Genomic DNA, 26980 nt, shown 5'->3' with positions numbered 1-26980 from the left:
GCCGCCGGCCTGCGTCCCCGGCCCCCTCACACGAAATTGCGGCCCCGCCGGCTTTCCGCCGGCCGCACAACCGGCTATCGGCTGGACATGATCGCCAATGTCCGTTTCGTCGCCCCGCTTCTTGCCGCCCCCTTCGTGGTGGCGCTGTCGCTGTCGCCCGCCGAAGCGGGGATCGAATCGCCCTGGTCGGCCCCCGACGGCACAGCGGTGCGGCTGATCGCCGGCGCCCGCGAGGGCGATGCCCACCGCGCCGGCGTCGAGATCCGGCTGTCGCCGGGCTGGAAGACCTATTGGCGCTATCCCGGCGATGCCGGCATCCCGCCGCATTTCGACTGGAGCGGCTCCGACAATGTCGAGCGGGTGGAGATCGCCTGGCCGGCGCCGATCCGCTTCGACGAAGGCGGCTCGACCTCCATCGGCTACAAGCACGACGTCACGCTGCCGTTGAAGGTGGTGCCCAAGGACCCGGCCCAGCCGGTGCGGCTCGACCTCACGCTCGATTTCGCGGTGTGCTCGACCATCTGCCAGCCGGCGAGCGCCAGCGTCGGGCTCGCCATCCCCGCCGAGGGCGCCGGCCCCACCCCGCCGATGCTGGAGACAGCAGCGACGCGGGTGCCGCAACCCGCCGCGCTGGGAGCGCCCGGCACGCCGGGCATCGAGGAGGTGCGGCTCGAAGGGACCGGCGACAAGGCCCGCATCCGGGTGGTCGCCCGCCTCGCCACCCCCGATGCCGGCGACCTGTTCGTCGAGGGCCCCAACGAGGACTGGGCGCTGCCCCTGCCCGCGCGCCAGCCGGCTGCCGACGGGCGCACCGTCTTCGTGCTGCCGGTCGACGGCGTGCCGAAGGGCGCCAGCCTCGCCGACAACCCGCTGCGCTTCACCCTGGTCGACGGCAAGGGGAATGGCACCGGCACGAATGGCGACGCGGCGCGGGCGGTCGAAGTGACGGCGCGGCTTTCCACGCCCTGAAAACCCTTTCCGTCGGACGGGAACCGATTATGCTACCGGCGTCGCGCCGGGGCCGCGCCAGAATGGCTCCGCGCGGCGCAGCCAATGTCATTTGATGCCCGTTGAAAGGAATTTCCCATGACGATCAAGGTCGGCGACACCCTGCCGAGCGCCACCTTCCGCGTCGCGACCGCGGACGGCCCCGTGCCGAAGTCCACCGAGGAAATCTTCAAGAACAAGAAGGTCGTGCTGTTCGCCGTGCCGGGCGCCTTCACCCCGACCTGCCACAAGAACCACCTGCCGAGCTTCATCGCCCGCGCCGACGAGATCTTCGCCAAGGGCGTGAGCACCATCGCCGTGACGGCGGTGAACGATCCCTTCGTGCTGGAAGCCTGGGAAAAGGCCTCCAACGCCGGCGGCAAGATCCTGTTCCTCTCCGACGGCAATGGCGATTTCGCCAAGGCGCTCGGCCTCGACTTCGACGCCTCCGCCGCCGGCCTCGGCCTGCGCTCCAAGCGCTATTCGATGCTGGTCGACGACGGCGAGGTGCTGATCCTCAATGTCGAGCCGGTGCCGAGCAAGGCCGACACCACCAATGCCGACGTGCTGCTCACGCAGTTCTGATCCGGCCGCTCACGGCCCCGGCGGCGACGCTGCCGGGGACCCGCCTCGGGTAATGAAGCGATTCAAGCGCTGGCGGTTCAGGCGATGATGTCGGGGAGGATTTGGTCCTCGACGAAGCCGATGCGGTCCTTGAGCGACAGCTTGCGTTTCTTCAATCGGGCGAGCTGAAGCTGGTCGCAGCCGGGAATCGCCTGCAACGCCTCGATCGCACTGTCCAGATCGCGATGTTCCTGCCGCAGACGCTCGAGGAGCGCCTTCAGCTCGCGTTCCTCATCCGCCGTCATCTCTGCCAAAACGCCGACCCGCAACTCGATTCGCCGCACACCGCACTATGGCGTGCGATGCGATTATCACTGCCCGCGAGGCTCGCCGCAATATGCCAGCGGTCTTCCTCCCCGGCGCCGGCGGCACTTTTGCAGCGCACGAGGATGCTGCGGCGCAGCGTATCGTTTCGTCGACAGCCGCGTTCTTCGGTGACAGACTGATGACGTTCCTATCCAGACAGGGAGATCACAGTCCATGTCCATGCAGGCGCATGTCGCGGAACTCGAAAGGCGCCACCAGGCGCTCGACAAGGAACTGAAGGCCGAAATGGCCCATCCGGCATCCAGCGAAATGAGAATAGCGGAACTGAAGCGGCGAAAGCTGCACCTGAAGGACGAAATCAACCGGTTGAAGACGGTGCATTAGCGGGATTCGAGCACTCCAGGCCAGGCAGCGCGGGATCCGCGCAAGGACCCAGCTACCGCAGGCCTAAGCGCTGTGGATCGATACGTGGAAGGTACAGCGTCTTTCGCCGCCGGCCCTCGGGCCGGCGGTTCGCGTTTCCCGGCCTCGTCGCAGGCCGGCGGGCACGACCAAGGTCGTAAGCATTTCAGCGTTCTTGCAGGCGAAACCCGCCATTGGTTTCCTTGAAGAAAAATATCATCGGGTTCAGGGAGACGCCAAAACATGACCACCTCCGGCTACAGCGCCGTCCAGGCTGCCGCGACCGACGACCCCGAGCGGTTCTGGAGCAACGCGGCCAAGGCGATCGACTGGATCGCCCCGCCGCGGCAGGTGTTCGATCCCGCCCTCGGCGCCTATGGGCGCTGGTTCGTCGGCGGCCTCACCAATGTCTGCCACAATGCGGTGGACCGGCATGTCGACGCCGGGCGCGGGCTGCAGCCGGCCATCCTCTATGACAGCCCGGTCAGCGGCTCCCAGCGCGCCATGACCTATGCCGAGCTGAAGGCGGAAACCCGCACGCTCGGCGCCATGCTGCGCGACCTCGGCGTCGAGAAGGGCGACCGCGTCGTCATCTACATGCCGATGGTGCCGGAAGCGGTGGTCGCGATGCTCGCCTGCGCCCGCATCGGCGCGGTGCATTCCGTGGTGTTCGGCGGCTTCGCGGCGGCGGAACTGGCCGGCCGCATCGACGATGCCCGGCCGAAAGTGGTGCTGTCCGCCTCCTGCGGCATCGAGCCGACCCGCTTCGTGGCCTACAAGCCGCTGCTCGACCTCGCCCTCACCATGGCGACCCACAAGCCGGACGCCTGCATCATCCTGCAGCGCCCACAGCTGGAAGCCCAGATGCTCGCCGGCCGCGACCATGACTGGGCGCGCCTGCGCGAGAAGGCCGCGGCCGGCGGGCGCGGCGTCGACTGCGTGCCGATGGGCGCCACCGATCCGCTCTATATCCTCTACACCTCCGGCACCACGGGAAAGCCCAAGGGCGTGGTGCGCGACACCGGCGGCTACATGGTGGCGCTGCGCTGGTCGATGGAGGGCCTCTACGGGGTGAAGCCCGGCGAGGTGTTCTGGTCGGCCTCCGACATCGGCTGGGTAGTCGGCCATTCCTACATCGTCTACGCGCCGCTGCTCACCGGCTGCACCACCGTTCTCTATGAAGGCAAGCCGGTCGGCACCCCCGATGCCGGCGCCTTCTGGCGGGTGGTCGAGGACTACAAGGTCTCGGTGCTGTTCACCGCGCCGACCGCGCTGCGCGCCATCAAGAAGGAAGACCCGAACGGCCGGCTGATGGGCGACTACGACCTCCGCAGCCTCAGGGCGCTGTTCCTCGCCGGCGAGCGCGCCGATCCCGACACCGTGCTGTGGGCAGCGAACAAGCTCCGCGTACCGGTCATCGACCATTGGTGGCAGACCGAGACCGGTTGGGCCATCGCCGGCAACCCGCTCGGCCTCGGCCTGATGCCGGTGAAGCCGGGCTCGACCGGCGTGCCGATGCCAGGCTATCGGATCGACATACTCGACGAGGGCGGCCACCCGGTCGCCGACGGCAAGATGGGTTCGATCGCCATCAAGCTGCCGCTGCCGCCTGGCTGCCTGCCGACGCTATGGCGGCAGGACCAGCGCTTCATCGAGAGCTACCTCTCGGAATTCCCCGGCTACTACAAGACGGCGGATGCCGGCTTCCGCGACAGCGACGGCTATCTGTTCATCATGGGGCGCACCGACGACATCATCAATGTCGCCGGCCATCGCCTGTCGACCGGCGGCATGGAGGAGGTGCTGGCCTCGCATCCCGATGTCGCCGAATGCGCGGTGATCGGCATGCATGACGAGTTGAAGGGCGAGGTGCCCTGCGGCTTCGTGGTGCTGAAATCCGGAGTCGACCGCGCGCCCAACGTCATCGAAGGCGAAATCGTCACGCTGGTGCGCGAGCGCATCGGCCCGGTGGCGGCGTTCCGCATCGCCATCACCGTGGCGCGACTGCCCAAGACCCGCTCCGGCAAGATCCTGCGCGGCACCATGAAGAAGATCGCCGATGCCGAAGCGTGGAACATGCCGGCCACCATCGACGATCCGGCGGTGCTGGACGAGATCGCCACCGTGCTGAAGCAGCGCGGCTACGCCAAGCCGAGCGCCGCCTGAGGCGACACGGCCAGAATGGCCCACCAAAAAGCAAAGGGGCGCCAAGGCGCCCCTTTTTCGTATCGGCCCGCTGGGACCGGCCGGATGCGGAGGATCACTCCTCCTCGCCGGCCTCGCTCTTGCGCGAGCCGCCGAGCTTGGCGAACACCGTCTCGAGGTCGAGCGTCTCTTCCTTCGGCTTGCGCGACGCGACGAAGGGCTCGTCGAGCGACGCGTGCGAGGTGGTGACCTCGGCCGGCAGCAGCGTCGCGCCGCCGCCCTCGGCCAGCGCGGCCGGGCGGTCCTTGGACGAGCGCTGCACCTCGATGTCGAGGTCGATCTGCGAGCACAGGCCGAGCGTCACCGGGTCCATCGGCGTCAGGTTCTGCGCATTCCAGTGGGTGCGCTCCTTGATCGACTCGATGGTGGTCTTGGTGGTGCCGACCAGGCGCATCACCTGGCTGTCCTTCAGCTCCGGGTGGTTGCGCAGCAGCCAGAGGATGGCGTTCGGCCGGTCCTGGCGCTTCGACACCGGGGTGTAGCGCGGGCCGCGGCGGCGCTTGGGCTCCGGCAGGCGCACCTTGGATTCGAGCAGCCGCAGGCGGTAGTTCGGGTTCTTCTCGGCGCGCTCGATCTCCTCGCGCGACAGCTGGCCCGAGGAGACCGGGTCGAGGCCCTTGATGCCCTGCGCGACTTCGCCGTCGGCGATGCCCTTCACCTCAAGCACGTGCAGCTTGCAGAAGTCGGCGATCTGATCGAACGTCAGCGCGGTGTTCTCCACCAGCCACACGGCGGTGGCCTTCGGCATAAGAGGGGCGTTCGCCATGGGGCGCGTCTCCTGTGAATGGCTTTCGGCCAGTAAACCTTGCGGTCCGTAAACGTCGCATACGCGGGTTCGTTCGCTCCGCCACCCCCTCGGGGGCGGAGCCTCGGACCGTCTCGCGATGACCGGGATGGCGCGAATATAGGCCCGCCGGCCCGCGCGTGCAAACCCAAAGACGTCGCAGCGTCGCCGGCGCTCAGGCACGACCGACGCATGCCCGCCCGTCACTGCTGCCCGATTGCCGGCCCAATGCGCGGATAGCCTCGCGGCGCCGCGCTTGACACTGCGGATCGCTCCACCCATGAGGTGGGAAGGTCGGGATTTTCCGACGATCGTTTCAGACATTCGCGGCCGCCCCGCTCCGGCGCCGGGCGCCGCGACGGGACCCGCGATGAGCGCCACCGACACCCAGAAGCCTGCCCTCCGCGTCCTGCTCTGCGCGCCGCGCGGCTTCTGCGCCGGCGTGGTACGGGCGATCGACGCGGTGGAGCGGGCGCTGGCGCTGTACGGGCCGCCGGTCTATGTGCGCCACGAGATCGTGCACAACAAATATGTCGTCGAGGGGCTGAAGGCGAAGGGCGCCATCTTCGTCGAGGAACTCGCCGAGATCCCCGCCGGCACCACCGCTCCGGTGATCTTCTCCGCCCATGGCGTGGCCAAATCGGTGCCGGAGGACGCCGCGGCGCGCAATTTCTACGCCATCGACGCCACCTGCCCGCTGGTGACCAAGGTGCATCGCGAGGCGACAGTTCATTTCAAGAGGGGCCGCGAGGTGGTGCTGATCGGCCATGCCGGCCACCCCGAGGTGATCGGCACCATGGGCCAGCTGCCCGAGGGCGCGGTGACGCTGGTCGAGACCGCCGAGCAGGCGCGTGTCTTTGTGCCGCGCGATCCGGACAATCTCGCCTATACGACGCAGACCACCCTCTCCATCGACGACACCGCCGCGATCGTCGACATATTGCGCGCCCGCTTCCCCTCGATGACGGCGCCGCACAAGGAAGACATCTGCTACGCCACCACCAACCGCCAGGAGGCGGTGAAGAAGGTGGCGCCGCATGTCGACGCCATGATCGTGGTCGGCGCGCCGAACTCGTCGAACTCGCAGCGCCTGCGCGAGGCCGCCGAGCGCGCCGGCTGTCGCACCGCCGCGCTGGTGCAGCGGGCGAGCGAGATCGACTGGACGGTGTTCGGCGCCATCGCATCGCTGGCGGTGACCGCCGGCGCCTCGGCGCCGGAAATCCTCGTCGAGGAGATCATCGACGCCTTCGCCGAGCGCTTCGACGTCAAGGTCGAGACGGTGCACACGGTGGAGGAGGACGTGTTCTTCCCGCTGCCCCGCCAGCTCCGGCCGGACGCCCCCAACGCCGCCGCCGAATAGTCCCGGCCCTCCGTTCCCTTCCGTTCCGCCAGTTCCGCCCGCACGCTCCGCCCGCCGAGGTCCACCTTCTCATGGCCGTCTATACCGATGTCTCGCCGGAAGAGCTCGAAGCCTTCCTCTCCACCTATGAGCTCGGCCGGCTGCGCGCCTTCAAGGGCATCGCCGAGGGGGTGGAGAACTCCAACTTCCTGCTGCAGACCGAGGCCGGCAGCTTCATCCTCACCCTGTATGAGAAGCGGGTGAACCCGGCCGACCTGCCGTTCTTCATCGGGCTCATGCAGCACCTCGCCGCGCGTGGCATCGACTGCCCGCAGCCGGTGAAGAATCGCGACGGCGTGGCGCTCGGCACGCTGGCCGGCCGGCCGGCGCTGATCGCCACCTTCCTCTATGGCACCTCGGTGCGCCGCCCCAGCGTCGCCAACTGCGCCGCGCTCGGCACCGCGCTCGCCGGGCTGCACCGGGCGGGCGCCGACTTCACCGCCTTCTCCCGCGTCAACGCCCTCTCCGTCCCCGGCTGGCGGCCGCTCTACGAGCAGGCCGAGGCGCGGGCGGATAGCGTGGCCCCGAACCTCGCAGCACTGATCGCCGACGAATTGTCGGTGCTGGAGCCGAACTGGCCGCAGGACCTGCCGGCCGGGGTGATCCATGCCGATCTCTTCCCCGACAACGTGTTCTTCACCGACGACACGCTGACCGGGCTGATCGACTTCTATTTCGCCTGCAACGACCTGCTCGCCTATGACGTCGCCATCTGCCTCAACGCCTGGTGCTTCGAGACGGACGGCGCCTACAACCAGACCAAGGGCCGGGCGCTCATCGCCGCCTATCAGGCGGTGCGCCCGCTGTCGGAGGCGGAGATCGCCAGCCTGCCGATACTGTGCCGCGGCGCGGCGCTGCGCTTCCTGCTCACCCGCCTCGTCGACTGGCTGAACGTGCCCCCGGGCGCGCTGGTGCGCCCGCACGACCCGAAGGAATATCTGCGCAAGCTGCGCTTCCACCGCTCGGCGCAGAGCGTGCGCGACTATGGGGTGGACGCGTGAAGACCGCGCCGGGGACCGCCCGCATCTTCGCCGATGACGAGACCAGCGAAGCGACGAAGCCGGCCGGCGGCGTCGCCGTGTGGACCGATGGCGCCTGCTCGGGCAATCCCGGTCCCGGCGGCTGGGGCGCGATCCTGCGCTATGGCGAGCACGAGCGCGAATTGTCCGGCGGCGATTCGCCGACCACCAATAACCGCATGGAGCTGATGGCGGCGATCTCCGCGCTGGAGGCGCTGAAGCGCCCCTGCACCGTCGACCTGCACACCGACAGCGAATATCTGCGCAACGGCATCACCAAATGGATCGCCGGCTGGAAGAAGAACGGCTGGCGTACCGCCGACAAGAAGCCGGTGAAGAATGTCGACCTGTGGGAGCGGCTGGAAGCGGCGCTCGGCCGCCACCAGATTCGCTGGCACTGGGTGAAGGGCCATGCCGGCGACCCGATGAACGAGCGCGCCGACGAACTCGCCCGCGCCGGCATGGCGCCCTACAAGGGTGGACGCGGCGCCACGCCCTGATATCCGTGACGGCGCAGCAGGGGCAACGCCAAGAGGCCACGGCAAGGGGCAGCGTCATGAGCTATGAAGAGGGCCGCGCCATGGCGCGGGAGCTGGAAGCCGGAACGTCCGGAATGGCGACCGGCGTGCCGCTGCTTCTACTGCGGCTGGAAGGAGCCGGCGTGTTCCTCGCCGCGCTGGCGCTCTATGCCGCGCTGGATGCCAGCTGGTGGCTGTTCGCCCTGCTCATCCTGGCGCCCGATCTCGGCATGCTCTTCTACCTCGCCGGTCGGCGGGCGGGAGCGAGCGGCTACAATGCCACCCACACCTATCTCGCGCCGCTGGCGCTCGGCGCGGCGGCCTTCCATTTCGCCGCACCGCTCGGCGAGGCGGTGGCGGTGATCTGGGCGGCCCATATCGGCGTCGACCGTGCGCTCGGCTACGGGCTGAAATATCCGGAGAGTTTCGGGCGCACCCATCTCGGCTTTTCCGCCCGCGCCCGCCGCCTCATCCGGATGGAGCACGCCGAACCGGGGATGGACCGCGCGGCGGATTGACAAAGCCCCCATGGCTCCGCTATCAGCCGGGCCTCGAATTCAAGCTGGCGGACGGGGCGCGGCCAAGGAGGCGCCGTCTCATGCGCAGGCGCACTCGATCCGAAGGTGAAGTATTATGAAGATCCGCAACTCGCTCAAGTCGCTGCTCGGCCGTCACCGCGACAACCGTCTGGTGCGCCGCAAGGGCCGCGTCTACATCATCAACAAGACCCAGAAGCGCTTCAAGGCCCGCCAGGGCTGAGGCCTTCCCGCCGGACGGATGCCCGGCGACGATGCCGCCGCGATCACGTTTTCGCGGCGCCGCATCCCCAGCGATTGACGAAGGCGCCTTGTTTCCCGACACTCGGGGCATGCGCGCCTTTTTTGCTGTCCTGACCCTGTCTCTCCTGCCGCTCGCCGCCCTGGCGCAGACCGCGCCGCCGGGCGCGACGCCGCCGGCCGCCAAGGGCGACGCGGTGCCGGGAGAACCCAAGCTCGTCGAGCCCAAGATCAACGATCCCAAGGCGGGCGAGACGAAGCCGGCGGATTCGCAGGCCGCTGCCGAGCATGCCGAACCCGACCGCGCCAAGCGGCTCGACGCGCTGTTCGCGGCACTGAAAGCTGCGCCGACGCAGGAATCGGCCAAGAGCATCGCCGACCGCATCGACATCGCCCTGACCCCTTCCGGCAGCGACACCGTCGATCTGCTGATGAGCCGGGCGGCGACCGCCACCCAGGCCAAGGACTACGATCTCGCCATTACGCTGCTCGACGGCATCCTGACCGTCGACCCCGACCATCTCGACGCCTGGAATCGCCGGGCGACGGTGTTCTACCTGCAAGAAGACTATGCCGACGCCTTCGCCGACCTCCGGCAGGTGGTCACCCGCGAGCCGCGGCACTATGCGGCGTGGATGGGCATCGCGCTGATCGCCAAGGATATCGGCGACGAGAAGCGCGCACTGGAGGCGGTGCGCAAGGCGCGCGAGATCTACCCGCAATTCGAGCAGGCCGAGGAGATGGAGAAGACGCTGTCGCTCTCGGTCGAGGGCCGGCCGATCTGATCCGTCGCCGCTCCGCTCCCGCCGATGCGGGCCGTGCTCAGGCCCGCTCGTAATCCACGAAGCTGAAGGCGAATTCGTCCTTCTCGGTCTGGAAGGGGCCTTCCCGGCCGATCTCGCGCCACGCCACGCGGTCGAAATCCGGGAAGAACACGTCGCCCGCCGGTTCGCCATGCACCTCGGTGAGCCGCAGCCGCACCGCCAGCGGCAGCGCCTGCGCATAGATCTGCGCGCCGCCGATCACCGCCATCTCGCCGACGCCCATCCGCTCCGCCTCGCGCGCACCCATGTCGAGGGCCGCTTCCAGCGAGGGCACCACCCGCACCATCTCCGAGGCCGGCAGGAACGCGGTGTCGCGGCTGATGACGATGCTGGTGCGGCCGGGCAGCGGCTTGCCGATGGAATCGAAGGTGCGCCGGCCCATCAGGATCGGCTTGCCCCAGGTGATGGCGCGAAAACGCTTCAGGTCGCCGGACAGCCGCCATGGCAGGTCCGGGCCGCGCCCGATCACCCCATTGGCGGCCAGCGCCGCGATCAGCACCAGATCGACGCTCACGCGCTCACTCCCTGCAGCTGGGCGAGCGCCGCGTCGGCGGCGGCGAGCCCGGTCAGATGCGCGCCATGCGCGGTCGAATAGGCGTGGGTGGACACCGCCTCGCCGGCGATCAGCACGCGCCCGCCGAGCAGCGGGCCGGCATGCTCCGGCGCCAGCCGGGCGCGCATATGGGCGAGGCCCGGCAGCGCGCAGCTATAGGCGCCGCCGATCAGCGGGTCGGCAAGCCAAGCGGTGGTGGCGGCGGTTTTCACCCGCGCGCGGATGTCGGCCCCGAAGGCGTCGACAAGGGCAGCGAGGCCGAAATCCGCCATCGCCTGCGGCCCGGCGGCGACCAGATCGGCGGCATTGCTCCCACCGAGCAGCCCCACCGCCATCGGCTCCCCGAACGGGTTGATGACGAAATTGACTGGCCGGCGCGCGGGATTGCCGAGATCGAGCGTGTCGACATGGCTGCTCGACGGCAGGCCGAACACCTCCCGGTCGAACCGGAACGCCACCTTTTCCGCCGCCCCGAGCGGCAGGGCGGCGAACGCCTCCTCCAGCTCGACCGGCAGGCCGGGGGTGAAGCGGATGGCGCCGCGGGCGATCACGCTGGTCGGCACGGCGAGGATGAGCTGCCGGGCGGTCAGCGTGCCACGCGGCGTCGTCACAGTGACACCGGCGCCCGACCAGTCGACCGTCTCGACCGGGCAGGCGGTGACGATGTCGAGATCCGGCGCCGCGCGCGCCGCGACCGCCTGCACCAGCGCGCCGTAGCCGCGCTCGACCGGGCAGTTCTCCGCCGTGTCGGAATAGGCGGCGAGGTCGCGCGTCGACACGTGCTCGGGATCGGCGGCCGACATCACGCCGAACCAGTGACGCGACAGCCGCAGCCAGGGCGAAGCGGTATCGAGGCAGAGCGAGGCCGCGACATCGCGGCCAGCATCGCCCGCCGCCTTCACCGCCGAAAAACCGGCGTCGATGGCGCGCCAGATATCGCGGCGCTCGGCCTCATCAGCCCAGCGACTACCGAGATGGGTGGGGCGGGCCTGCCGCGAGCCGGGGCCGAGATAGGCGAAGCCAAGCTCGTCGGCGGCGGCGTGCAGCGGATTGACCGAGGCCGAATGCAGCCAGTGGCAACCGCGATCCCAGGCGACGCCGAAGGTCGCGGTGTCGGTGAAGGCGCGTCCGCCGGTGCGGGCCGCCGCCTCCAGCACCCGCACCCGGGCGCCGGCCTGATGCAGTCGCGCGCCGGCCGCGAGTCCGGCAGCACCGGCACCGACCACCAGCACGTCGTAATCGTCACTCATGGAATCGCCGCTCCCCGGCCGGGTGGCGCCCGGCGGGATGACCGCCGGTGGCGCGCATGCTCACTTCTTGCGGAAAGCGTCGAGCCGGACGACCTGCGCCCCGCCTTCCTTGGCCTCGTCGGACTTGGTCTCGCCCGACTTGCTCTCTTCCGGCTTGGCCTTGTCCGCCTTGGCGCCCGCGGCCGACTTGGCGGCCTCGGGTTTGGCGGCCTCAGACTTGGCGGCCTCGGATTTGGCGTCGCTCTTCGAGACCATCGCGGCCGGCTCGTCCTTGGCGGGCTTCGTCGTGGCGGGCTTGGGCGCGGCGGATTTCGGCGCCGGCTCGCCAGCAGCGGCAGCCGGCTGGGGCCGCGCCGCCGGAGCGGTGGGAACGGAGGTCGGGGCTTTCGACGGCTCACGCGCCGCCGGGCGCGCATCGGCGAGGCTCGCCACCTCGGCGCCACCGGTACCGTTGCCGGCAACGCCGGGCGCGTCCGTCTCGGGCTCCGCTTCCTCGGCCGAGGGCGGCTCGAACTGTAGGCCGAATTTCACCGACGGGTCGAAGAAGCCCTTCAGCGCGTCGAACGGCACATGCAGCCGCTCGGGAATGCCGTTGAACGACAGCCCGACCTCGAAGAACAGCTCGGTGACCACCAAATCCCAGAACTGGTGCTGGAGGACGATGGTCATCTCCTCCGGGTACCGCTCCTTGAGCCGGTTGGACAGCCGCACACCCGGCGCCCGCGTATCGAAGGAGACATAGAGATGGTGATCGCCCGGCAACCCGTCGCGGGCGACATCGGTCAGCACGCGGCGGACCACGGCGCGCAGGGCATCCTGCACCAGGAGATCGTAGCGGATAAGGTCGACGCTCATGAAGGCAATGAACCCGATTCCGGCCGTCGTTGCCAGCCTGCGCCGGACACGGAGGCGAGAAAATACATCGGCGAGAGTTTAAGTGGAGGCTTCTGTTGCCAGGTGCCTCCGAACCCCGCCTTACAGTGCTACCCGCAAGGACTTATTTCCCAGAGATCAAACCGCTCACGCGGCCTGAGCAACCGGAGCATAGTTGTCGTTGGCAACTATATGTTTGGTCCGATGACGGCGGTACCATGCCGAGCGAAAGTCCACCCTTTACGCCCTCGTCGATCCTGTTTCGCCCCCGCCGCAACCCAGCATTCATCTGGGCTCTGGTGGAGGCGCCGGGTACTGCCCCCGGGTCCGAAGGGTTTATTCCGATAGCCGTTTATCGCCATAGCCGGCTTGCGCCGGCAAAACGAATATAGGCGCCCCCGCGCCCCGTTGGAAGGGGGCCCGCCCGCTTTACCGAGCGCCATGCACCGGCAGCGCTGCACCGGCAGCGCTGCACCGGCGTCGCTGCACCGGCAGTGCGGCGCCGGCAGCGTGACCTCACGCCTCGGTCTGGTCGCCATATTGCAGCTTGTCGAGCGGCACGTCGCCCGCGCCGAGGCCGAGCCGTTCCGTGAGTTCGTCGATGCGTGCCTGCAACGCCGCCATCATCAGGTCGCGCATCAGCTCGTAGCTGAGCGTCGCGTCGGAATGGGCGCTGCGCAATTCCTCGTGGCTGCGCAGGATCAGCATCGGCGTCGAGCGCGCGCCCACTACCGACAGATCGAGGGGATGCGTCGCATCGGTCTCCAGCAGGCTCAGATGCACGCGTGCCCGATAGAGGGCGGTCTTCATGTCTTCCGGGCTCTGGATGGTCATCGCTCGTCTCCCCTTCTGTCGCGACACCGGCCCTCCCAGCCGGGCCGGGGGCGCTTTGCACAACAACGACTGGTCCGCCGCGAGGTTCCCCCGAATACCGCTGCACGACCGAAATCCGCCGGAGTGTCGGTACCGGGGGGCGGAAAGGCTCGACCGAGGGGAACGACCGGCGTCCTCGTCCGTTTGCTTGGCAGTCTTGGGGCCCCCTGGGGGACAGATCAGGAGTGACCATGATGAAGCTCACCCATCTCGCGGCCGGCGCGCTCGCCGCGGCTCTCGGCGTCGCCGCCCTCGCCGCCCCGGCGGCGGCGCAGACCTATATGCGCAATTACGGCTCGGCTTATCCGCAGCTTCCCGGCCCGAGCTACGACACCGGCTATTATGTCGAACCCGGTTATGTCGAACCCCGCTATGTCCAGCCAGGCTATGTCGACCCCCGCGAGCGCGTGATCGTGCGCACCCCGCAGCGCTACGTCACCACCACCCAGCGCTACATGGTGGTCGAGCCGGCCGACCCGTATGGGGCGGAGATCGTCCACGGCTATGGCAACAAGCCGCTGCGGGTGATGCCGAGCCTGACGCGCAGCGGCTACAACGGCCAGCCCTGCTACACGGTCGAGAAGACCAGCACCGGCGGCCTGCTGCGCAGCTACACCTATTGCCGCTGAGGCCCGGCTGTGACGCCGGCCGCCGGCACGGCGCACAGCTTTCCACATCCCGAGCCACGGGCGGCGCATGCGCCGCCCGTTTTAATGCGCTATATCTAGTAGGCACTCGACATCGACAGCCTATGGTGGCGCGACATGCGGCAATATCACGAGCTTCTGGAACGCCTCCTCGCGGAAGGCACGCGCAAGGACGACCGCACCGGCACCGGCACGCTCTCGGTGTTCGGTCACCAGATGCGCTTCGACCTGGCGGAGGGCTTTCCGCTCGTCACCACCAAGAAGCTGCACCTGAAGTCGATCGTCCACGAATTGCTGTGGTTCCTCGCCGGCGACACCAACATCGCCTATCTGAAGGCGAACGGCGTCTCGATCTGGGACGAGTGGGCGGACGAGAACGGCGATCTCGGCCCGGTCTATGGCCATCAGTGGCGCTCCTGGCCGGACGGCAAGGGCGGGGTGATCGACCAGATCGCCCAGGTGGTCGCCGATATCCGCCGCAATCCGGATTCGCGCCGCCTCATCGTCTCGGCCTGGAACCCCGCCGACGTGCCGCAAATGGCGCTGCCGCCCTGCCATTGCCTGTTCCAGTTCTACGTGCTGGACGGCAAACTGTCCTGCCAGCTCTACCAGCGCTCGGCCGACGCCTTTCTCGGCGTGCCGTTCAACATCGCCAGCTACGCGCTGCTCACCCACATGGTGGCGCAGGTGACCGGCCTGAAGCCGGGCGACTTCGTGCACTCCTTCGGTGACCTGCATCTCTATTCCAACCATGTCGAGCAGGCGCATCAGCAGCTGTCGCGCGCGCCGCGCCCGCTGCCGGTGCTAAAGCTCAACCCGGCGGTCACCGATCTGTTCGGCTTCCGCTTCGAGGACATCGCCATCGAGGGCTACGACCCCCATCCCGCCATCAAGGCGCCGGTGGCGGTCTGACGCGGCGAGGGTCGACGAAATGAGCCTCGTCCTGCGCCCGGCGCGGCCGGAAGATGCCGCGCTGGTGTTTTCCTTCGTGCGCGAGCTGGCCGAATATGAGCGGCTGCTGCACGAGGTGGCCGCGACCCAGGCCGACATCGCCGCCGCGCTGTTCGGCGACCATCCGCGCGCCTTCTGCGATATCGCGGAATGGGACGGCGAGCCGGCCGGCTTCGCGCTGTGGTTCTACAATTTCTCCAGCTTCGCCGGCCGGCACGGCATCTATCTGGAAGACCTGTTCGTGCGGCCGGCCTTTCGCGGGCGCGGCATCGCCACGGCGCTGATGCGGCACCTCGCCCGGCGTTGCCTCGACGAGGATCTCGGCCGCTTCGAATGGTCGGTGCTGAACTGGAACGAGCCGGCCATCCGCGTCTACCGCGCGCTCGGCGCCGAGCCGAAATCCGAATGGACACTGCAAAGCGTTAGCGGCGAGGCGTTGCGCAAGCTCGCCGGCTCCTAAGCCCGCACAAAAAAGCCGCCGGCGCGAAGCCGGCGGCAAAGTCGGTGGGGCATCGCCCCGGGTCCAATCGAGGAAGAACGCGCCGCGCCTACAGGCGCTGCGGGCCGGCATCCGGTCCGCCGGGAGGCGGCATGCCGGGCCCACCGGCGGGACCACCATGCGGCGGGCGACCGAAGTCCGGGCGACCGCCCCGCTCCGGGCCGTGGTGACGGTCGCGCCGCCCGTCGGCCATGCGCTCGCCCTGCGCCTCGCGGAACAGCAGGTTGAAGCGGTGCTTCTGGTTGGCATCGAGGCTCTGATAGAGCGGCGCCGCGGCCGCGGCGATCTGCTTGAGCGCGGTGCCACGCTCCACCATGCGGTCCGCCCGCTGCTCCAGCCGGGCGATCAGGTCACGGTCCGGCCCGCCGGGGCCAGCACCGGGACCGGCCGCATCGGGAGCCTGCGGAGGCGCACCGGCATCCGCCTGCGGCGCGGAAGCACCGGCGGGCGGCGGAGGCGGCGCGCCGGCGCCGGCCTGCGGGCCGGGGGCGCCAGGACGCGGGCCACGCTGGTCGCGCAGCGCCTCACGCTTCTCGCGCCATTCCTTGCGCTCTTCGATGCGGGCGGTGGCGGCGTCGTGCAGCGCCGTCTCCAGCGCCGGCCACAGCTTCTCCTGGTCGGCGGTGAGCTTCAGCCCGGCCTTCAGCCCGGCGATGCGGGCATCCGACAGGGCGGCGGCGTTCTCGGCCATCTGTTCGGGGGAAGGACGGCCGGGTCCTTCGGCGCGCCAGTTCGGCGCGGCGATGCCGAAAGTGGCGCTGGCAAGCAGCGCGGCGGCGGTAGCGGCGAGAATGGTGCGTTTCATCGGCCTCATCTCCATTTCGATGAGGCCGATGCTCGCGCCGAAACCCGAAAATCTCAAATGAAACTTCGGTAATGTGCCCTCAGAAACATTTGTTTACTTAGCTGAACGCTCGGTTCACCAAGATGAACGACAGATGAACGGATCAGCCCGGCGAAATCATCTTCTCCGGACGAACCACCGCGTCGAATTCCTCATTGGTGACGTAGCCGCCGCCCACCGCTTCCTCGCGCAGCGTCGTGCCGTTCTTGTGCGCGGTCTTGGCGATCTTGGCGGCGTTGTCGTAGCCGATCTTCGGGGCGAGCGCGGTGACCAGCATCAGCGAGCGTTCCAGCGCCGCCTTGATGTTGTCCTCGCGCGCCTCGATGCCGACGACGCAGTTCTCGGTGAAGCTCACCGCCGCATCCGCCATCAGCCGCACCGACTGCAGGAAATTGTAGGCCATCACCGGGTTGTAGACGTTGAGCTCGAAATGACCCTGGCTGCCGGCAAAGGTGAGCGCGGCATTGTTGCCGAAGATCTGCACGCAGACCTGGGTCATCGCCTCGCACTGGGTGGGGTTCACCTTGCCCGGCATGATCGAGGAGCCCGGCTCGTTCTCCGGCAGCGAGAGCTCGCCGAGGCCCGAGCGCGGGCCGGAACCGAGCAGGCGGATGTCGTTGGCGATCTTGAACAGCGAGGCCGCCACCGTGTTGATCGCCCCGTGCGAGAACACCATGGCGTCATGGGCGGCGAGCGCCTCGAACTTGTTCGGCGCCGAGGTGAAGGGCAGGCCGGTGATGGCGGCGATGTGCTCGGCCACCTTCTCGGCAAAGCCGATCGGCGCGTTGAGCCCGGTGCCGACCGCCGTGCCGCCCTGGGCGAGCTGCATCAGCGCCGGCAGGGTGGATTCGATGCGACCGATGCCGTTCTCAACCTGCGCGGTGTAGCCGGAGAATTCCTGGCCGAGGGTGAGCGGGGTGGCGTCCTGCGTGTGGGTACGGCCGATCTTGATGATGTTCGCCCACTGCTGCGCCTTGTCGTTCAGCGCGTTGCGCAGCTGCTGCAGTGCCGGGAGCAGCCGGTGCACGATCTCCTCCGCGCAGGCGATGTGCATCGCCGTCGGGTAGGTGTCGTTGGACGACTGGCTCATATTGACGTGGTCGTTGGGATGCACCGGCTTCTTCGAGCCCATCTCGCCGCCCAACATCTCGATAGCGCGGTTCGAGATCACCTCGTTGGCGTTCATGTTCGACTGGGTGCCGGAGCCGGTCTGCCAGACCGCGAGCGGGAAATGCGCGTCGAGCTTGCCCTCGATCACCTCCTGCGCCGCGGCGACGACCACCTTTGCCAGCGCCGGGTCGAGCCGGCCGAGCTCGAGATTGGTCTGCGCCGCCGCCCGCTTGACGATGCCGAGCGCGCGGACGACCGGCAGCGGCTGCTTCTCCCAGCCGATCTTGAAATTGCCCAGCGAGCGCTGCGCCTGCGCGCCCCAATACTTGTCGCTCTCGACCTCGATGGGGCCGAAGGTATCGGTTTCGATGCGGGTCGTGGTCATAGGGAAGCCTTTCGGATCGGGCGCGGACGGCGCGGGCCGGAGATTGCGGCGGTTTGGCGGCGCGGCGCCGGTTTAGCACGCGGGCGCCGGCCGGCAAATGCGACCCTCGGACGGGCGAGACCACGGCATCCGGGGCCGTCAGCGCATCATGCAAGCCATTCACGAAGACGTGATGACAAGAAAAGCCCTTGGCCGCCCCGGCCTGTTTCCGCGCCGGGCACGCAAGGGAAAATGGGCAGAGTTCCGCCACAGAACGGCGCTATCGACATCTCACCGTTTGTCCTTCGATATCTTTCCGGCACCTGATCGACCAAAAGTGATGGACGCCCGATTTTTGCATGCCAGCGTGGGCTACCGCGCTGGCAGGTCGGGGCGCCCGACCTGCCCTTCCCTTCCGCTTTCACGACCTTTGCCGAGCGACAGGAGGACCATTTGGCCGACCTCATCAACCTGAGGCGTTACCGGAAGAAAAAAGCACGCGAGACAGCGGAACAAACCGCTGCGGAGCGACGTTTGGCGTTTGGGGTGTCGAAGGCACAGAAAAACGTCGACGACGCCGCCAAGCGCAAGAGCGACGCGGCCTTGGATGGGCATAGGCGAATTCGAGAGGACGAAACATGAAGAGCCCCGTGGTCAAGCGGTCGATCGTCATTGCCGGACACAAGACGAGCGTCAGCCTCGAGGACCAATTTTGGGACGCGCTGAAGGAAATTGCCGCCGAGAAGCGTAGCACGCTGTCCGACATCGTCGCGTCGATCGATTCCGGCCGGAACCAAGGCAATTTGTCCTCGGCGATCCGTTTGTTCGTCCTCGCCCATTACCGCGCGACCCCCGCGCGGCGCGAGACGCCGGACGCCGCCGAGCGCAGCGCCATCTCCCGGCCTAACGTTGCGTAACAATCCCGCCATCCCATATCTGCGATCGCGACGGCGCGTTGTATCCGGGTGCAGCGTCACCTATAACCGCCGTCGTCGCGTCTTCTCCTGTCAGGGGCGCGGGTCTTTTTCAGCACGATAGCGTCTGACGGTTCTGCGTTTGCGAGCCTGGACCCATCGGGCACGCAAACGGGAGTTGGCACGTATGCCGTGGAAGAACCAGAGCGGCGGACCATGGGGTGGTGGTCCGCGTGGTCCCTGGGGCAATGGCCCGCAATCGCCGGGCCCTAACTCTCCCGATCTCGAAGACCTGATCCGGCGCGGCCAGGAAAAGCTGCGCACCGTGGTGCCCGGCGGCTTCGGCAGCGGCAAGGGCATCCTCGCCATCGTGGCGATCGCCGTCATCGTCTGGCTGCTCTCCGGTTTCTACCGGGTCGAGCCCGACGAGCAGGGCGTGGTGCTGCGCTTCGGCAAGTTCGTCTCCACCTCCAATCCCGGCCTGAACTACCATCTCCCCTACCCCATCGAGACGGTGCTGACCCCGCAGGTCACCCGCGTCAACCGCATCGACATCGGCATCCGCTCGGGTGACGACCCGCGCCGCGGCGTCGCCATGCGCGACGTGCCGGAAGAGAGCCTGATGCTCACCGGCGACGAGAACATCGTCGACGTCGATTTCGCGGTGTTCTGGATGGTGAAGCCCGCGGCTCCCGGTTCCACCGAGGACATCGGCGCCGCCAACTTCCTGTTCAACGTCCAGAACCCGGAAGGCACCATCAAGGCGGTGGCGGAAAGCGCCATGCGCGAGGTGGTCGGCCGCACCAACATCCAGCCGATCCTCACCGGCGCCCGCCAGACCATCGAGACGGCGGTGCACGAGCTGATGCAGCGGACGCTGGACGAGTACCAGTCCGGCATCCTGGTCACCCAGGTGCAGCTGCAGAAGGTCGACCCGCCGCAGCAGGTCATCGATGCCTTCCGCGACGTGCAGGCCGCCCGCGCCGACGCCGAGCGCCTGCAGAACGAGGCGCAGGCCTATGCCAACCGCGTCGTTCCCGAGGCGCGCGGCGATGCCTCCCGCATCACCCAGGGCGCGCAGGGCTACAAGGAGCGCGCCATCATCGAGGCACGCGGCCAGGCCTCGCGCTTCCTCAGCGTGCTCGCCGAATACCAGAAGGCGCCGGAGGTCACCCGCCAGCGTCTCTATCTCGAAACCATGGAACGCATCTTCGCCGGTATGGACAAGGTGATCCTCGATACGCAGGCCGGCGCCGCCGGCGGCCAGGGCGTGGTGCCCTATCTGCCGCTCAGCGCGCTCGAGCCGCGCCAGACGCCGCCCCGCCCGTCGACCCAGGCCACGCAGGGACAGACCGTGCAGGGAGCCGTGAAATGAGAAACAGCCTCGGTCTCGTCCTCGCCGTCGTCGTCGCCCTTGCAGCCATCGTGCTGTTCTCGGCGCTGTTCACCGTCTACCAGACCCAGCAGGCGCTGGTGCTGCGCTTCGGCGAACCCATCCGCGTCATCGAAACGCCCGGCCTCAACGCCAAGATCCCGCTGGTCGACAGCGTGATCCTCATCGACAAGCGCATCCTCGACCTCGAGAACCCCTCGCAGGAAGTGATCGCCGCCGACCAGAAGCGCCTCGTCGTCGACGCCTTCGCCCGCTACCGCATCACCAACCCGCTGCGCTTCTACCAGGCGGTGGGCACGGTGGAAGGCGCCAACTCCCGCCTCGCCACCTTCCTCAACTCGTCGCTGCGCCGCGTGCTCGGCGAGAGCACCTTCACCCAGGTGGTGCGCGACGAGCGCGAGACGCTGATGACCCGCATCCGCGACCAGGTGAACCGCGAGGCGGCGAATTTCGGCATCAACGTCATCGACGTGCGCATCCGCCGCGCCGACCTGCCGGAGGCCAACAGCCAGGCGGTGTTCCAGCGTATGCAGACCGAGCGCCAGCGCGAGGCCTCGGAGATCCGCGCCCAGGGCGGCGAGCAGGCGCAGACCATCCGCGCCCGCGCCGACCGCGACTCGACGATCATCACCGCCGAGGCCAACGCCGCCGGCGACAAGCTGCGCGGCGAGGGCGAGGCCCAGCGCAACGAGATCTTCGCGCAGGCCTATGGGCAGGATAAGGGCTTCTTCGACTTCTACCGCTCGATGCAGGCCTATGAGGAAGCCATGAAGAACAGCGACACCCGCATGGTCGTCTCCCCGACCTCGGACTTCTTCCGCTTCTTCAATGCGCCGAACCCGGCGGCGGCCCCCGCCCCGGCGCCCGCGCAGCCGGCGAACTGAGTTCGGGCGACGATGTCCGACCTCATCGTCGCGCTCGGCCTCGTGCTGGTCATCGAGGGCCTGATGCTGGCAGCGGCTCCCGGCGCTATGCGCCGGGCCATGGAGGCGATGGAAAAGCTGCCGGACATGCCCTTGCGCATCGCCGGCCTCATCGGCGCCCTCATCGGCCTGCTGGTGGTCTGGCTCATCCGCCACTGACCCTGTCCGCCGGGTGCCCCGCGCATCCGGCGGAACGTGTCTTCCGCCAGCGCTCCGCGCTGCGCGGTATCTCGCGACGGTGCCGCACCCCGGCTCGCGCGCTTTTGGCTTGCATCGCGCCCGCCCCCGGTTAAGCGTTCGCCGGTGGAGCCCCGTTCCGCACCGCTGCGGAAAGGGGCGACCCCGTCGGGACGCGAAGGAGGCACCATGTCCGCACCCCATCGAGGCGCCGCTCTCTCCAGCCTGTCGCTCGCCGCGATGCTCGGCCTCTCCCTGCTGTTCGGCGCGCCTGCCATGGCCGCCGCCACCAAGGGTCCGGACACCGTCGCCGACACCGCCGCACGGGTGATGGACGCGGTGGTCAACATCTCCACTTCGCAGACGGTCGCGCCCTCGCGCAGCGTGCCGACCCCGGAACTGCCGCCGGGCTCGCCTTTCGAGGAATTCTTCGAGGAGTTCTTCAAGCGGCGCCAGCAGCAGGGCGACGATAATAGTGGCGGACGCCCGCGCCGTGTGTCCTCGCTCGGTTCGGGCTTCGTCATCGACCCGACCGGCTTCATCGTCACCAACAACCACGTCATCGCCGACGCCGACGAGATCTATGCCAACTTCGCCGACGGCTCGAAGCTGAAGGCCGAGTTGGTCGGGCGCGACACCAAGGTCGACCTCGCGCTGCTCAAGGTCACCCCGCCGGAAGGCAAGACGCTGACCTCGGTGAAGTTCGGCGATTCCGACGTGCTGCGGGTCGGTGACTGGGTGATGGCGATCGGCAACCCGTTCGGCCTCGGCGGCACGCTGACCGTCGGCGTCATCTCGGCGCGCAACCGCGACATCAATTCCGGCCCCTACGACAATTTCCTGCAGACCGACGCCGCCATCAACCGCGGCAATTCCGGCGGCCCGCTGTTCGACATGGACGGCAACGTCATCGGCATCAACACCGCCATCATCTCGCCCTCGGGCGGCTCGATCGGCATCGGCTTCGCCGTGCCGGCCAACACCGCGGTGCCGGTGATCGCGCAGCTGAAGGAGTTCGGCGAGACGCGGCGCGGCTGGGTCGGCGTGCGCATCCAGCAGGTGACAGACGAGATCGCCGAGAGCCTGTCGCTCGGCAAGACGCGCGGCGCCCTCGTCGGCTCGGTGACCGATGACGGCCCCGCCGCCAAGGGCGGCATCAAGGCCGGCGACGTCATCGTCAAGTTCGACGGCAAGGACGTGAAGGACATGCGTGCCCTGCCGATCATCGTCGCCGATACCCCGGTCGACAAGCAGGTCGACGTCGTGGTGATCCGCAAGGGCAAGGAAGAGACGCTGAAGCTCACCGTCGGCCGCCTCGAAGAGGACGACAAGACCGCCGACAGCGAGGCTCCGGCGACTCCCGACAAGCCGGCGCCCGCGCCGACGGCCACCACCAAGCTGATGGGGCTGGAGATCGCCGCGCTCACCCCCGAGCTACGCACCAAGTACAAGCTGAAGGACGACGCCAAGGGCGTGGTGATCGTGGCTGTGGAACCCAACACCCCCGCCGCCGATCGCGGCCTCGTCGCCGGCAACCTCATCGTCGAGGTGAACCAGGAGGCGACAGGCACGCCGAAGGACGTGGAGAACCGCATCGCGACGCTGAAGAAGGACGGCCGCCGCTCGGCGCTGCTGATGATCTCCGACGCCGACGGCCAGGTGCGCTTCACCGCGCTGCCGGTGGACTGAGACGCCCACGGCCCGGCCCTTTCCACCGGAAGGGGTCGGGGGCCGCCCCGCTGGCGGCACGCTCGCCGGCCCAGCCCAGGGCGGATACCGCCAGTTCCCCTGTGACCGGATTTGCAGCGCGGCCACGGGAGATCACGCGGGCATCGGGAACGACCGGATCGGCAGACGAATTTTATGACGGCGGCCAAGCCACATGCTTCGCTACCCGATAGCCGGGGGAAGCGGTCATGTGGGTGGTGCAACCGGTTTTTGCCGAGCCAAGCAGGCCGGGAACTTCCCTTGCCTGTCGCGGCGGACGGCTTGCGGCCTCCAGCTCCCGGTCCCTTGCCGGCATCAAGGGCTTGGGGCGGCGTGACGCTCAAGCCCTTGATGCCGGCCGCCGGACATCTTCTCGGGCAGCGACGGGCCAGCGGCCGGATCCGACCGGCGAGCAGCAGATAAGCGGGAAACTCAGGGCGCCTTGGACGGCGGCAGCGGCGGCACGCCACCGGCCTGCGCGGTGGGCTTCTGGTCGCCGTCGGTCAGCTGCACCGTCCAGCTCTTCTGTTCCTGGGTGTCGACCTCGAAGAAGCCGGTGCGGTCGAAGCCGCGCGCCAGGCAGTTCTCGATACCGCGAATGGTGAATTCCTTGTCGCGGGTGCACATGAAGGCCTTGCCCGACCATTCCCCGCCCTGGTCGTAATCCACCGCGTAGACGTAGTAGAACCGCGCCACCAGATCGCCGCGCAGCAGCGTCTCGCAGCTCTTCGGGGCGAGATTCCACCACCCCTCGGTCGCCCAGGCCTCGCCATCCTTGTAGCCGAGCGCGATGCCGACCCGGCTGCCGGAGCGGTTGCACAGGCGGAAATCCGCCGCCGCCGGGGTCGGGGCCAGCGCGGCGACGACCGGCAGGGCGGCAAGCACGGCAAGGCCCAGCCGCGCCAGCCGGCGCGACTTCCACAGCTCAGGGATCGACGAGAACGGCACGGAAATCATTGACGTTGGTGCAGGTGGGGCCCGGCGCCAGCAGATCGCCGATCGCCTCGAAGAAGCTCGTCGAATCGTTATTGGCGAGAAAGGCGGCAGGATCGAGACCGGCGGCGGCCGCACGCTTCAGCGTGTCGGGCAGCACATAGGCGCCGGCCGGGTCGGTGGCGTCACCGCCGCCGCCATCGGTGCCGTCGGTATCGCCAGCCACCGCGTAGATATTGCTGGCGCCTTCCAGCGCCACCGCTAGCGCCAGCGCGAATTCCTGGTTCGGCCCGCCGCGACCATTGCCGCGCATGGTGACGGTGAGCTCGCCGCCGGACATCAGCACCGCCTTGCGGCCGGCCGCCTTCAATTCCCTGGCTTTCGCCGCCTGCGCCGCCGCCACCTCGCGGGCCTCGCCCTCGAGATTGTCGCCGAGCAGAACCGGCTCGTAGCCGGCCTCGCGCACCAGCTTCTCGGTGGCGACGAAGCTGTCGGCCGGCCGGGAGATCAGGTGATATTCGGCATTGGTAAAGGCCGCGTCGCCCGGCTTGGGCGATTCATTGGCGGTGTCGCGCAGCGCGACCGCGACCGACGGCGGCGGATCGATGCGGTAGCGCGCCAGCACGTCGCGCGCCTCGGCCAGCGTCGAGGGATCCGGCACGGTGGGGCCGGAGCCGATCACCGCCGGATCGTCGCCCGGAACATCGGAGATCGACAGCGTCACCACATGCGCCGGCTGGGCCAGCGCGGCGAGCCGGCCGCCCTTGATGCGCGAGAGGTGCTTACGCACGGTGTTGATCTCGGTGATGTTGGCGCCCGAGCGCAGCAGCGCCTTGGTCAGCGCCCGCTTGTCGTCGAGCTCGACGCCATAGGCCGGGGCGATCCAGTTCGCCGAGGCGCCGCCGGAAAGCAGCACCAGCACCAGGTCGTCGGCGGTCGCCGAGGCGGCGAGGTCGATTGCCTTCTGCGCACCGGCGAGACCCGCCGCGTCCGGCACCGGATGGCCGGCCTCCACCATTTCCAGCAGCCGCGTCGGCCGGCCATAGCCATGGCGGGCGACGCCGATGCCGGCGAGACGGGCAGGATCGAAGCCCAGCTGGTCGAGATAGTAGGATTCGGCGACTTCCAGCATCGAGCCGGCCGCCTTGCCGGCGGCGAGCAGGATCAGCCTTCCATTGGCGGGCGGCGGCGGCAGCGCCGGGGGCAGGCAAGTGGAGGGATGGGCGGCAGCCACCGCCGCCGAGAACAGCTTGTCGAGAAACGCGCGCGCCGAACCGTCCGTCATTGCAACCCCTGACCCCTGCCCTGCCGGGCTTTCATTCTTGCGCGCGGATCGGTCGAATCCGGTTCCCGCGCGACGCGAAACGGGCGTATTCCTATGGCACCTGAGCCCGCTCGTCACTATCTCTGCCGCCACTTTCGTAGCATAGGGGAATTATGCGCCGGCCCGATCCTTCCGATGCACAAGCCGTCGTGGACGCCGATGCGGCGGATGGCGACTTCCGTCCCTTCGAGCGCATCGAGGGCGATGCCGCGGCCAGTCTGCTGCTGATCTGCGACCATGCCTCGAACGCGCTTCCGGCGCGCTACGGCACGCTCGGCCTGCCGCCGGCGGAGCTGGAGCGCCATATCGGCTACGACATCGGCGGGGCGGGGGTGACACGGGCGCTGGCCAGCGCGCTCGGCTGCCCAGCGGTGCTGTCGCACTTCTCGCGGCTGCTGATCGACCCCAATCGCGGCGAGGACGACCCGACGCTGGTGATGCGGCTGTCGGACGGCGCCATCATCCCCGGCAACCGCCATGCCGACGCGGCCGAAATCGACTACCGGCTCGACCATTTCCACCGTCCCTATCACCACGCCATCGCCGCCGAGATCGCCCGCATGAACGCCACCGGCATGGCGCCTGCGATCTTCTCGGTGCATTCGTTCACACCGGTCTGGCGCGGCTCGCCGCGTCCCTGGCATGTCGCGCTGCTGTGGGACGCCGACCCGCGCTTCGCCCGCCCGCTGATCGCAGGGCTTGAGGCGGAGGGCGACCTCATCGTCGGCGACAACGAACCCTATGACGGCGCGCTGAAGAACGACTGCCTCTATCGCCACGGCACGGCTACAGGGCTCGCCCATGTGCTGATCGAGATCCGCCAGGACCTGATCGCCGACCTCGACGGCCAGATCGCCTGGGCCGACCGGCTGGCCCGGCTGCTGCCCGGCATCCTCGCGAACGAGGATCTGCATGAGCGGCAGTTCTTCGGCTCGCGCACCGGGCCGGTGACCCCGCTCGACCTTCCCGAACTGACCGCCGCCTGACGCGGCAGGAGGATCCGATGTCCACTCCCACCTCGTCCACTCCCACCTCTGATTCCACCCCCGTCGCCCTCGACGAGGCGACCCGCACCGAGCTGGAGGCCGCCGCCTTCCGCCGCCTCGTCGCGCATCTGCGCACGCGGACCGACGTGCAGAACATCGACCTGATGAATCTCGCCGGCTTCTGCCGCAACTGCCTGTCGAACTGGTATCTCGACGCGGCGCAGGAGCGCGGCCTGCCGCTGACCAGGGACGCGAGCCGCGAGATCGTCTACGGCATGCCCTATGAGGAATGGAAGGCAAAGCACCAGGCCGAGGCGAGCCCGCAGCAGAAGGCCGCCTTCAAGGGACCCGGTCACTAAGACCTTCCTTCCCTCGCCCAGCTGTGCATGGCGGTGGATAGCGGGCGCAGCCGCCCGTTCCTTCCACCGTCGAACTTGACGCCGGCGGACGCATCCGCTCCTGATCGCCCCCCCGATTTTCATCACCCGACGAGCCGGATCGCTCCGGCGGGAGAAACCATGTCCGATATTCCGAACGACCAGCCGCTTTCCGATGCCGCCGCCGGCTTTGCCAAGGAGCAGCTGAAATCCTTCATCGAGCGCATCGAGCGTCTCGAGGAGGAGAAGAAGACCATCTCCGAGGACATCAAGGACGTGTTCGCCGAGGCCAAGGGCACCGGCTTCGACGTCAAGGCGCTGCGCGAGATCCTCAAGATTCGCAAGCAGGACGCCGACCAGCGCGCCGAGCACGAGGCGATCGTCGACCTCTATCTCCAGGCGCTGGGCATGGTCGGCAACTGAGCGCGCCACCCGGCCGGCACCGCCGGCCGGTCCTCGCCGCCTCGACATGAAAAC

The 26980-nt window shown here is 68.5% G+C and carries 32 protein-coding genes and 1 other RNA gene; 22 read left to right on the top strand and 11 right to left on the bottom strand.

Annotated features, from left to right (window positions below):
- Positions 1–87: 87 nt before the first annotated feature.
- Both LGR54_RS20075 and LGR54_RS20070 read left to right on the top strand, forming a co-directional pair.
- Positions 88–969 carry a protein-disulfide reductase DsbD domain-containing protein gene (locus tag LGR54_RS20075; RefSeq protein ID WP_230363739.1) on the top strand — a complete coding sequence of 294 codons (882 nt, stop codon included), beginning with the start codon at positions 88–90 and terminating at the stop codon, positions 967–969.
- Positions 970–1086: 117 nt separating this feature from the next.
- Positions 1087–1572 (top strand): peroxiredoxin, encoded by a 486-nt coding sequence (locus LGR54_RS20070; protein WP_230363738.1) that lies wholly within the window; start codon positions 1087–1089, stop codon positions 1570–1572.
- Between the two features lie 77 nt (positions 1573–1649).
- Here the strand turns inward: LGR54_RS20070 and LGR54_RS20065 are convergent, their stop codons facing one another.
- Positions 1650–1856 carry a YdcH family protein gene (locus tag LGR54_RS20065; RefSeq protein ID WP_214007202.1) on the bottom strand — a complete coding sequence of 69 codons (207 nt, stop codon included), beginning with the start codon at positions 1854–1856 and terminating at the stop codon, positions 1650–1652.
- A gap of 235 nt (positions 1857–2091) precedes the next feature.
- On the opposite strand from LGR54_RS20065, the gene LGR54_RS20060 reads away from it, so the two are divergent.
- Together LGR54_RS20060 and LGR54_RS20055 are read left to right on the top strand one after the other, a co-directional pair.
- Positions 2092–2262, top strand: a complete 171-nt coding sequence (locus tag LGR54_RS20060; RefSeq protein ID WP_230363737.1) for a YdcH family protein — start codon at positions 2092–2094, stop codon at positions 2260–2262.
- A 261-nt stretch (positions 2263–2523) separates the two neighbouring features.
- Positions 2524–4446, top strand: coding sequence for a propionyl-CoA synthetase (locus LGR54_RS20055; RefSeq protein WP_230363736.1), 1923 nt, complete (start codon positions 2524–2526; stop codon positions 4444–4446).
- Between the two features lie 94 nt (positions 4447–4540).
- Here LGR54_RS20055 and LGR54_RS20050 read toward each other — a convergent pair whose 3' ends face one another.
- Positions 4541–5251 (bottom strand): DUF1013 domain-containing protein, encoded by a 711-nt coding sequence (locus tag LGR54_RS20050; protein WP_230363735.1) that lies wholly within the window; start codon positions 5249–5251, stop codon positions 4541–4543.
- Positions 5252–5639: 388 nt separating this feature from the next.
- On the opposite strand from LGR54_RS20050, the gene ispH reads away from it, so the two are divergent.
- The 6 genes from ispH to LGR54_RS20020 all read left to right on the top strand — a co-directional run bounded on the left by ispH (position 5640) and on the right by LGR54_RS20020 (position 9766).
- Positions 5640–6629 carry a 4-hydroxy-3-methylbut-2-enyl diphosphate reductase gene (gene ispH, locus LGR54_RS20045; RefSeq protein WP_230363734.1) on the top strand — a complete coding sequence of 330 codons (990 nt, stop codon included), beginning with the start codon at positions 5640–5642 and terminating at the stop codon, positions 6627–6629.
- 71 nt (positions 6630–6700) lie between these two features.
- On the top strand, positions 6701–7669 hold the full coding sequence (locus LGR54_RS20040; protein ID WP_230363733.1) for a homoserine kinase: 969 nt from the start codon (positions 6701–6703) through the stop codon (positions 7667–7669).
- Positions 7666–8187, top strand: coding sequence for a ribonuclease HI (rnhA, locus tag LGR54_RS20035; protein ID WP_370638244.1), 522 nt, complete (start codon positions 7666–7668; stop codon positions 8185–8187). The genes LGR54_RS20040 and rnhA overlap by 4 nt, the downstream gene beginning before the upstream one ends.
- A 56-nt stretch (positions 8188–8243) precedes the next feature.
- The gene (locus LGR54_RS20030; RefSeq protein WP_370638243.1) at positions 8244–8723 is read left to right on the top strand and encodes a DUF4260 domain-containing protein; all 480 of its coding nucleotides are present in this window, start codon (positions 8244–8246) and stop codon (positions 8721–8723) included.
- A 115-nt stretch (positions 8724–8838) separates the two neighbouring features.
- Positions 8839–8964, top strand: a complete 126-nt coding sequence (gene ykgO, locus LGR54_RS20025; protein WP_013167868.1) for a type B 50S ribosomal protein L36 — start codon at positions 8839–8841, stop codon at positions 8962–8964.
- 109 nt (positions 8965–9073) lie between these two features.
- Positions 9074–9766: a tetratricopeptide repeat protein gene (locus LGR54_RS20020; protein WP_230363732.1), complete on the top strand. Its 693-nt coding sequence runs from the start codon at positions 9074–9076 to the stop codon at positions 9764–9766.
- Between the two features lie 37 nt (positions 9767–9803).
- Here the strand turns inward: LGR54_RS20020 and LGR54_RS20015 are convergent, their stop codons facing one another.
- The 5 genes from LGR54_RS20015 to LGR54_RS19995 form a co-directional block, all read right to left on the bottom strand.
- The gene (locus tag LGR54_RS20015) at positions 9804–10319 is read right to left on the bottom strand and encodes a dihydrofolate reductase (RefSeq protein WP_230363731.1); all 516 of its coding nucleotides are present in this window, start codon (positions 10317–10319) and stop codon (positions 9804–9806) included.
- A complete protein-coding gene (locus LGR54_RS20010; protein WP_230363730.1) occupies positions 10316–11608 on the bottom strand; it encodes an NAD(P)/FAD-dependent oxidoreductase in 1293 nt (430 codons plus the stop codon). The genes LGR54_RS20015 and LGR54_RS20010 overlap by 4 nt, the downstream gene beginning before the upstream one ends.
- A 60-nt stretch (positions 11609–11668) precedes the next feature.
- The gene (locus tag LGR54_RS20005) at positions 11669–12463 is read right to left on the bottom strand and encodes a ClpXP protease specificity-enhancing factor SspB (protein ID WP_230363729.1); all 795 of its coding nucleotides are present in this window, start codon (positions 12461–12463) and stop codon (positions 11669–11671) included.
- An 81-nt stretch (positions 12464–12544) separates the two neighbouring features.
- Positions 12545–12899: a transfer-messenger RNA gene (ssrA, locus tag LGR54_RS20000) on the bottom strand.
- A gap of 98 nt (positions 12900–12997) precedes the next feature.
- Positions 12998–13315: a hypothetical protein gene (locus tag LGR54_RS19995; RefSeq protein WP_214007212.1), complete on the bottom strand. Its 318-nt coding sequence runs from the start codon at positions 13313–13315 to the stop codon at positions 12998–13000.
- A 230-nt stretch (positions 13316–13545) separates the two neighbouring features.
- Here LGR54_RS19995 and LGR54_RS19990 point away from each other — a divergent pair, with 230 nt between their 5' ends.
- The 3 genes from LGR54_RS19990 (at position 13546) to LGR54_RS19980 (ending at position 15412) form a co-directional block, all read left to right on the top strand.
- Entirely contained in the window at positions 13546–13983 is a 438-nt protein-coding gene (locus tag LGR54_RS19990; protein ID WP_230363728.1) for a hypothetical protein, read from the top strand.
- A 135-nt stretch (positions 13984–14118) separates the two neighbouring features.
- Entirely contained in the window at positions 14119–14913 is a 795-nt protein-coding gene (locus tag LGR54_RS19985; RefSeq protein WP_230363727.1) for a thymidylate synthase, read from the top strand.
- A 19-nt stretch (positions 14914–14932) separates the two neighbouring features.
- Entirely contained in the window at positions 14933–15412 is a 480-nt protein-coding gene (locus tag LGR54_RS19980) for a GNAT family N-acetyltransferase (RefSeq protein WP_230363726.1), read from the top strand.
- An 88-nt stretch (positions 15413–15500) separates the two neighbouring features.
- Here the strand turns inward: LGR54_RS19980 and LGR54_RS19975 are convergent, their stop codons facing one another.
- Positions 15501–16256, bottom strand: coding sequence for a Spy/CpxP family protein refolding chaperone (locus LGR54_RS19975; RefSeq protein ID WP_230363725.1), 756 nt, complete (start codon positions 16254–16256; stop codon positions 15501–15503).
- 142 nt (positions 16257–16398) lie between these two features.
- On the bottom strand, positions 16399–17790 hold the full coding sequence (gene fumC, locus LGR54_RS19970; protein WP_230363724.1) for a class II fumarate hydratase: 1392 nt from the start codon (positions 17788–17790) through the stop codon (positions 16399–16401).
- A 432-nt stretch (positions 17791–18222) separates the two neighbouring features.
- On the opposite strand from fumC, the gene LGR54_RS19965 reads away from it, so the two are divergent.
- The 6 genes from LGR54_RS19965 to LGR54_RS19940 all read left to right on the top strand — a co-directional run bounded on the left by LGR54_RS19965 (position 18223) and on the right by LGR54_RS19940 (position 22865).
- The gene (locus LGR54_RS19965; RefSeq protein ID WP_230363723.1) at positions 18223–18411 is read left to right on the top strand and encodes a DUF4169 family protein; all 189 of its coding nucleotides are present in this window, start codon (positions 18223–18225) and stop codon (positions 18409–18411) included.
- Positions 18408–18686, top strand: a complete 279-nt coding sequence (locus tag LGR54_RS19960; RefSeq protein ID WP_230363722.1) for a ribbon-helix-helix domain-containing protein — start codon at positions 18408–18410, stop codon at positions 18684–18686. Before LGR54_RS19965 ends, LGR54_RS19960 begins: the two co-directional genes overlap by 4 nt.
- 184 nt (positions 18687–18870) lie before the next feature.
- Complete coding sequence (gene hflK / locus LGR54_RS19955; RefSeq protein WP_230363721.1) at positions 18871–20058, top strand: FtsH protease activity modulator HflK; 1188 nt, start codon at positions 18871–18873, stop codon at positions 20056–20058.
- The gene (hflC, locus tag LGR54_RS19950) at positions 20055–20960 is read left to right on the top strand and encodes a protease modulator HflC (RefSeq protein ID WP_230363720.1); all 906 of its coding nucleotides are present in this window, start codon (positions 20055–20057) and stop codon (positions 20958–20960) included. Before hflK ends, hflC begins: the two co-directional genes overlap by 4 nt.
- Before the next feature lie 12 nt (positions 20961–20972).
- Positions 20973–21158 (top strand): DUF2065 domain-containing protein, encoded by a 186-nt coding sequence (locus LGR54_RS19945; RefSeq protein WP_230363719.1) that lies wholly within the window; start codon positions 20973–20975, stop codon positions 21156–21158.
- Positions 21159–21365: 207 nt separating this feature from the next.
- The gene (locus tag LGR54_RS19940; RefSeq protein WP_370638242.1) at positions 21366–22865 is read left to right on the top strand and encodes a Do family serine endopeptidase; all 1500 of its coding nucleotides are present in this window, start codon (positions 21366–21368) and stop codon (positions 22863–22865) included.
- A gap of 450 nt (positions 22866–23315) precedes the next feature.
- On the opposite strand, the gene LGR54_RS19935 is transcribed toward LGR54_RS19940, so the two are convergent.
- Both LGR54_RS19935 and LGR54_RS19930 read right to left on the bottom strand, forming a co-directional pair.
- On the bottom strand, positions 23316–23840 hold the full coding sequence (locus tag LGR54_RS19935) for a DUF1036 domain-containing protein (protein ID WP_370638241.1): 525 nt from the start codon (positions 23838–23840) through the stop codon (positions 23316–23318).
- On the bottom strand, positions 23809–25101 hold the full coding sequence (locus tag LGR54_RS19930) for a glycerate kinase (RefSeq protein ID WP_230363718.1): 1293 nt from the start codon (positions 25099–25101) through the stop codon (positions 23809–23811). Before LGR54_RS19930 ends, LGR54_RS19935 begins: the two co-directional genes overlap by 32 nt.
- A 152-nt stretch (positions 25102–25253) precedes the next feature.
- Between LGR54_RS19930 and LGR54_RS19925 the strand changes: the two genes are divergently transcribed.
- The 3 genes from LGR54_RS19925 to LGR54_RS19915 all read left to right on the top strand — a co-directional run bounded on the left by LGR54_RS19925 (position 25254) and on the right by LGR54_RS19915 (position 26926).
- Entirely contained in the window at positions 25254–26126 is an 873-nt protein-coding gene (locus LGR54_RS19925; protein ID WP_255607755.1) for an N-formylglutamate amidohydrolase, read from the top strand.
- Between the two features lie 17 nt (positions 26127–26143).
- The gene (locus LGR54_RS19920) at positions 26144–26485 is read left to right on the top strand and encodes a DUF1244 domain-containing protein (RefSeq protein WP_230363716.1); all 342 of its coding nucleotides are present in this window, start codon (positions 26144–26146) and stop codon (positions 26483–26485) included.
- Between the two features lie 159 nt (positions 26486–26644).
- Complete coding sequence (locus tag LGR54_RS19915) at positions 26645–26926, top strand: DUF2312 domain-containing protein (protein ID WP_214007227.1); 282 nt, start codon at positions 26645–26647, stop codon at positions 26924–26926.
- The last annotated feature ends 54 nt before the right edge of the window (positions 26927–26980 follow it).

It is taken from the genome of Ancylobacter sp. Lp-2 (assembly GCF_020523795.1).
Lineage (GTDB): Bacteria > Pseudomonadota > Alphaproteobacteria > Rhizobiales > Xanthobacteraceae > Ancylobacter.
Note: the sequence above shows the minus strand (reverse complement) of the source record. Positions and strands in the feature narration are given on the sequence as shown.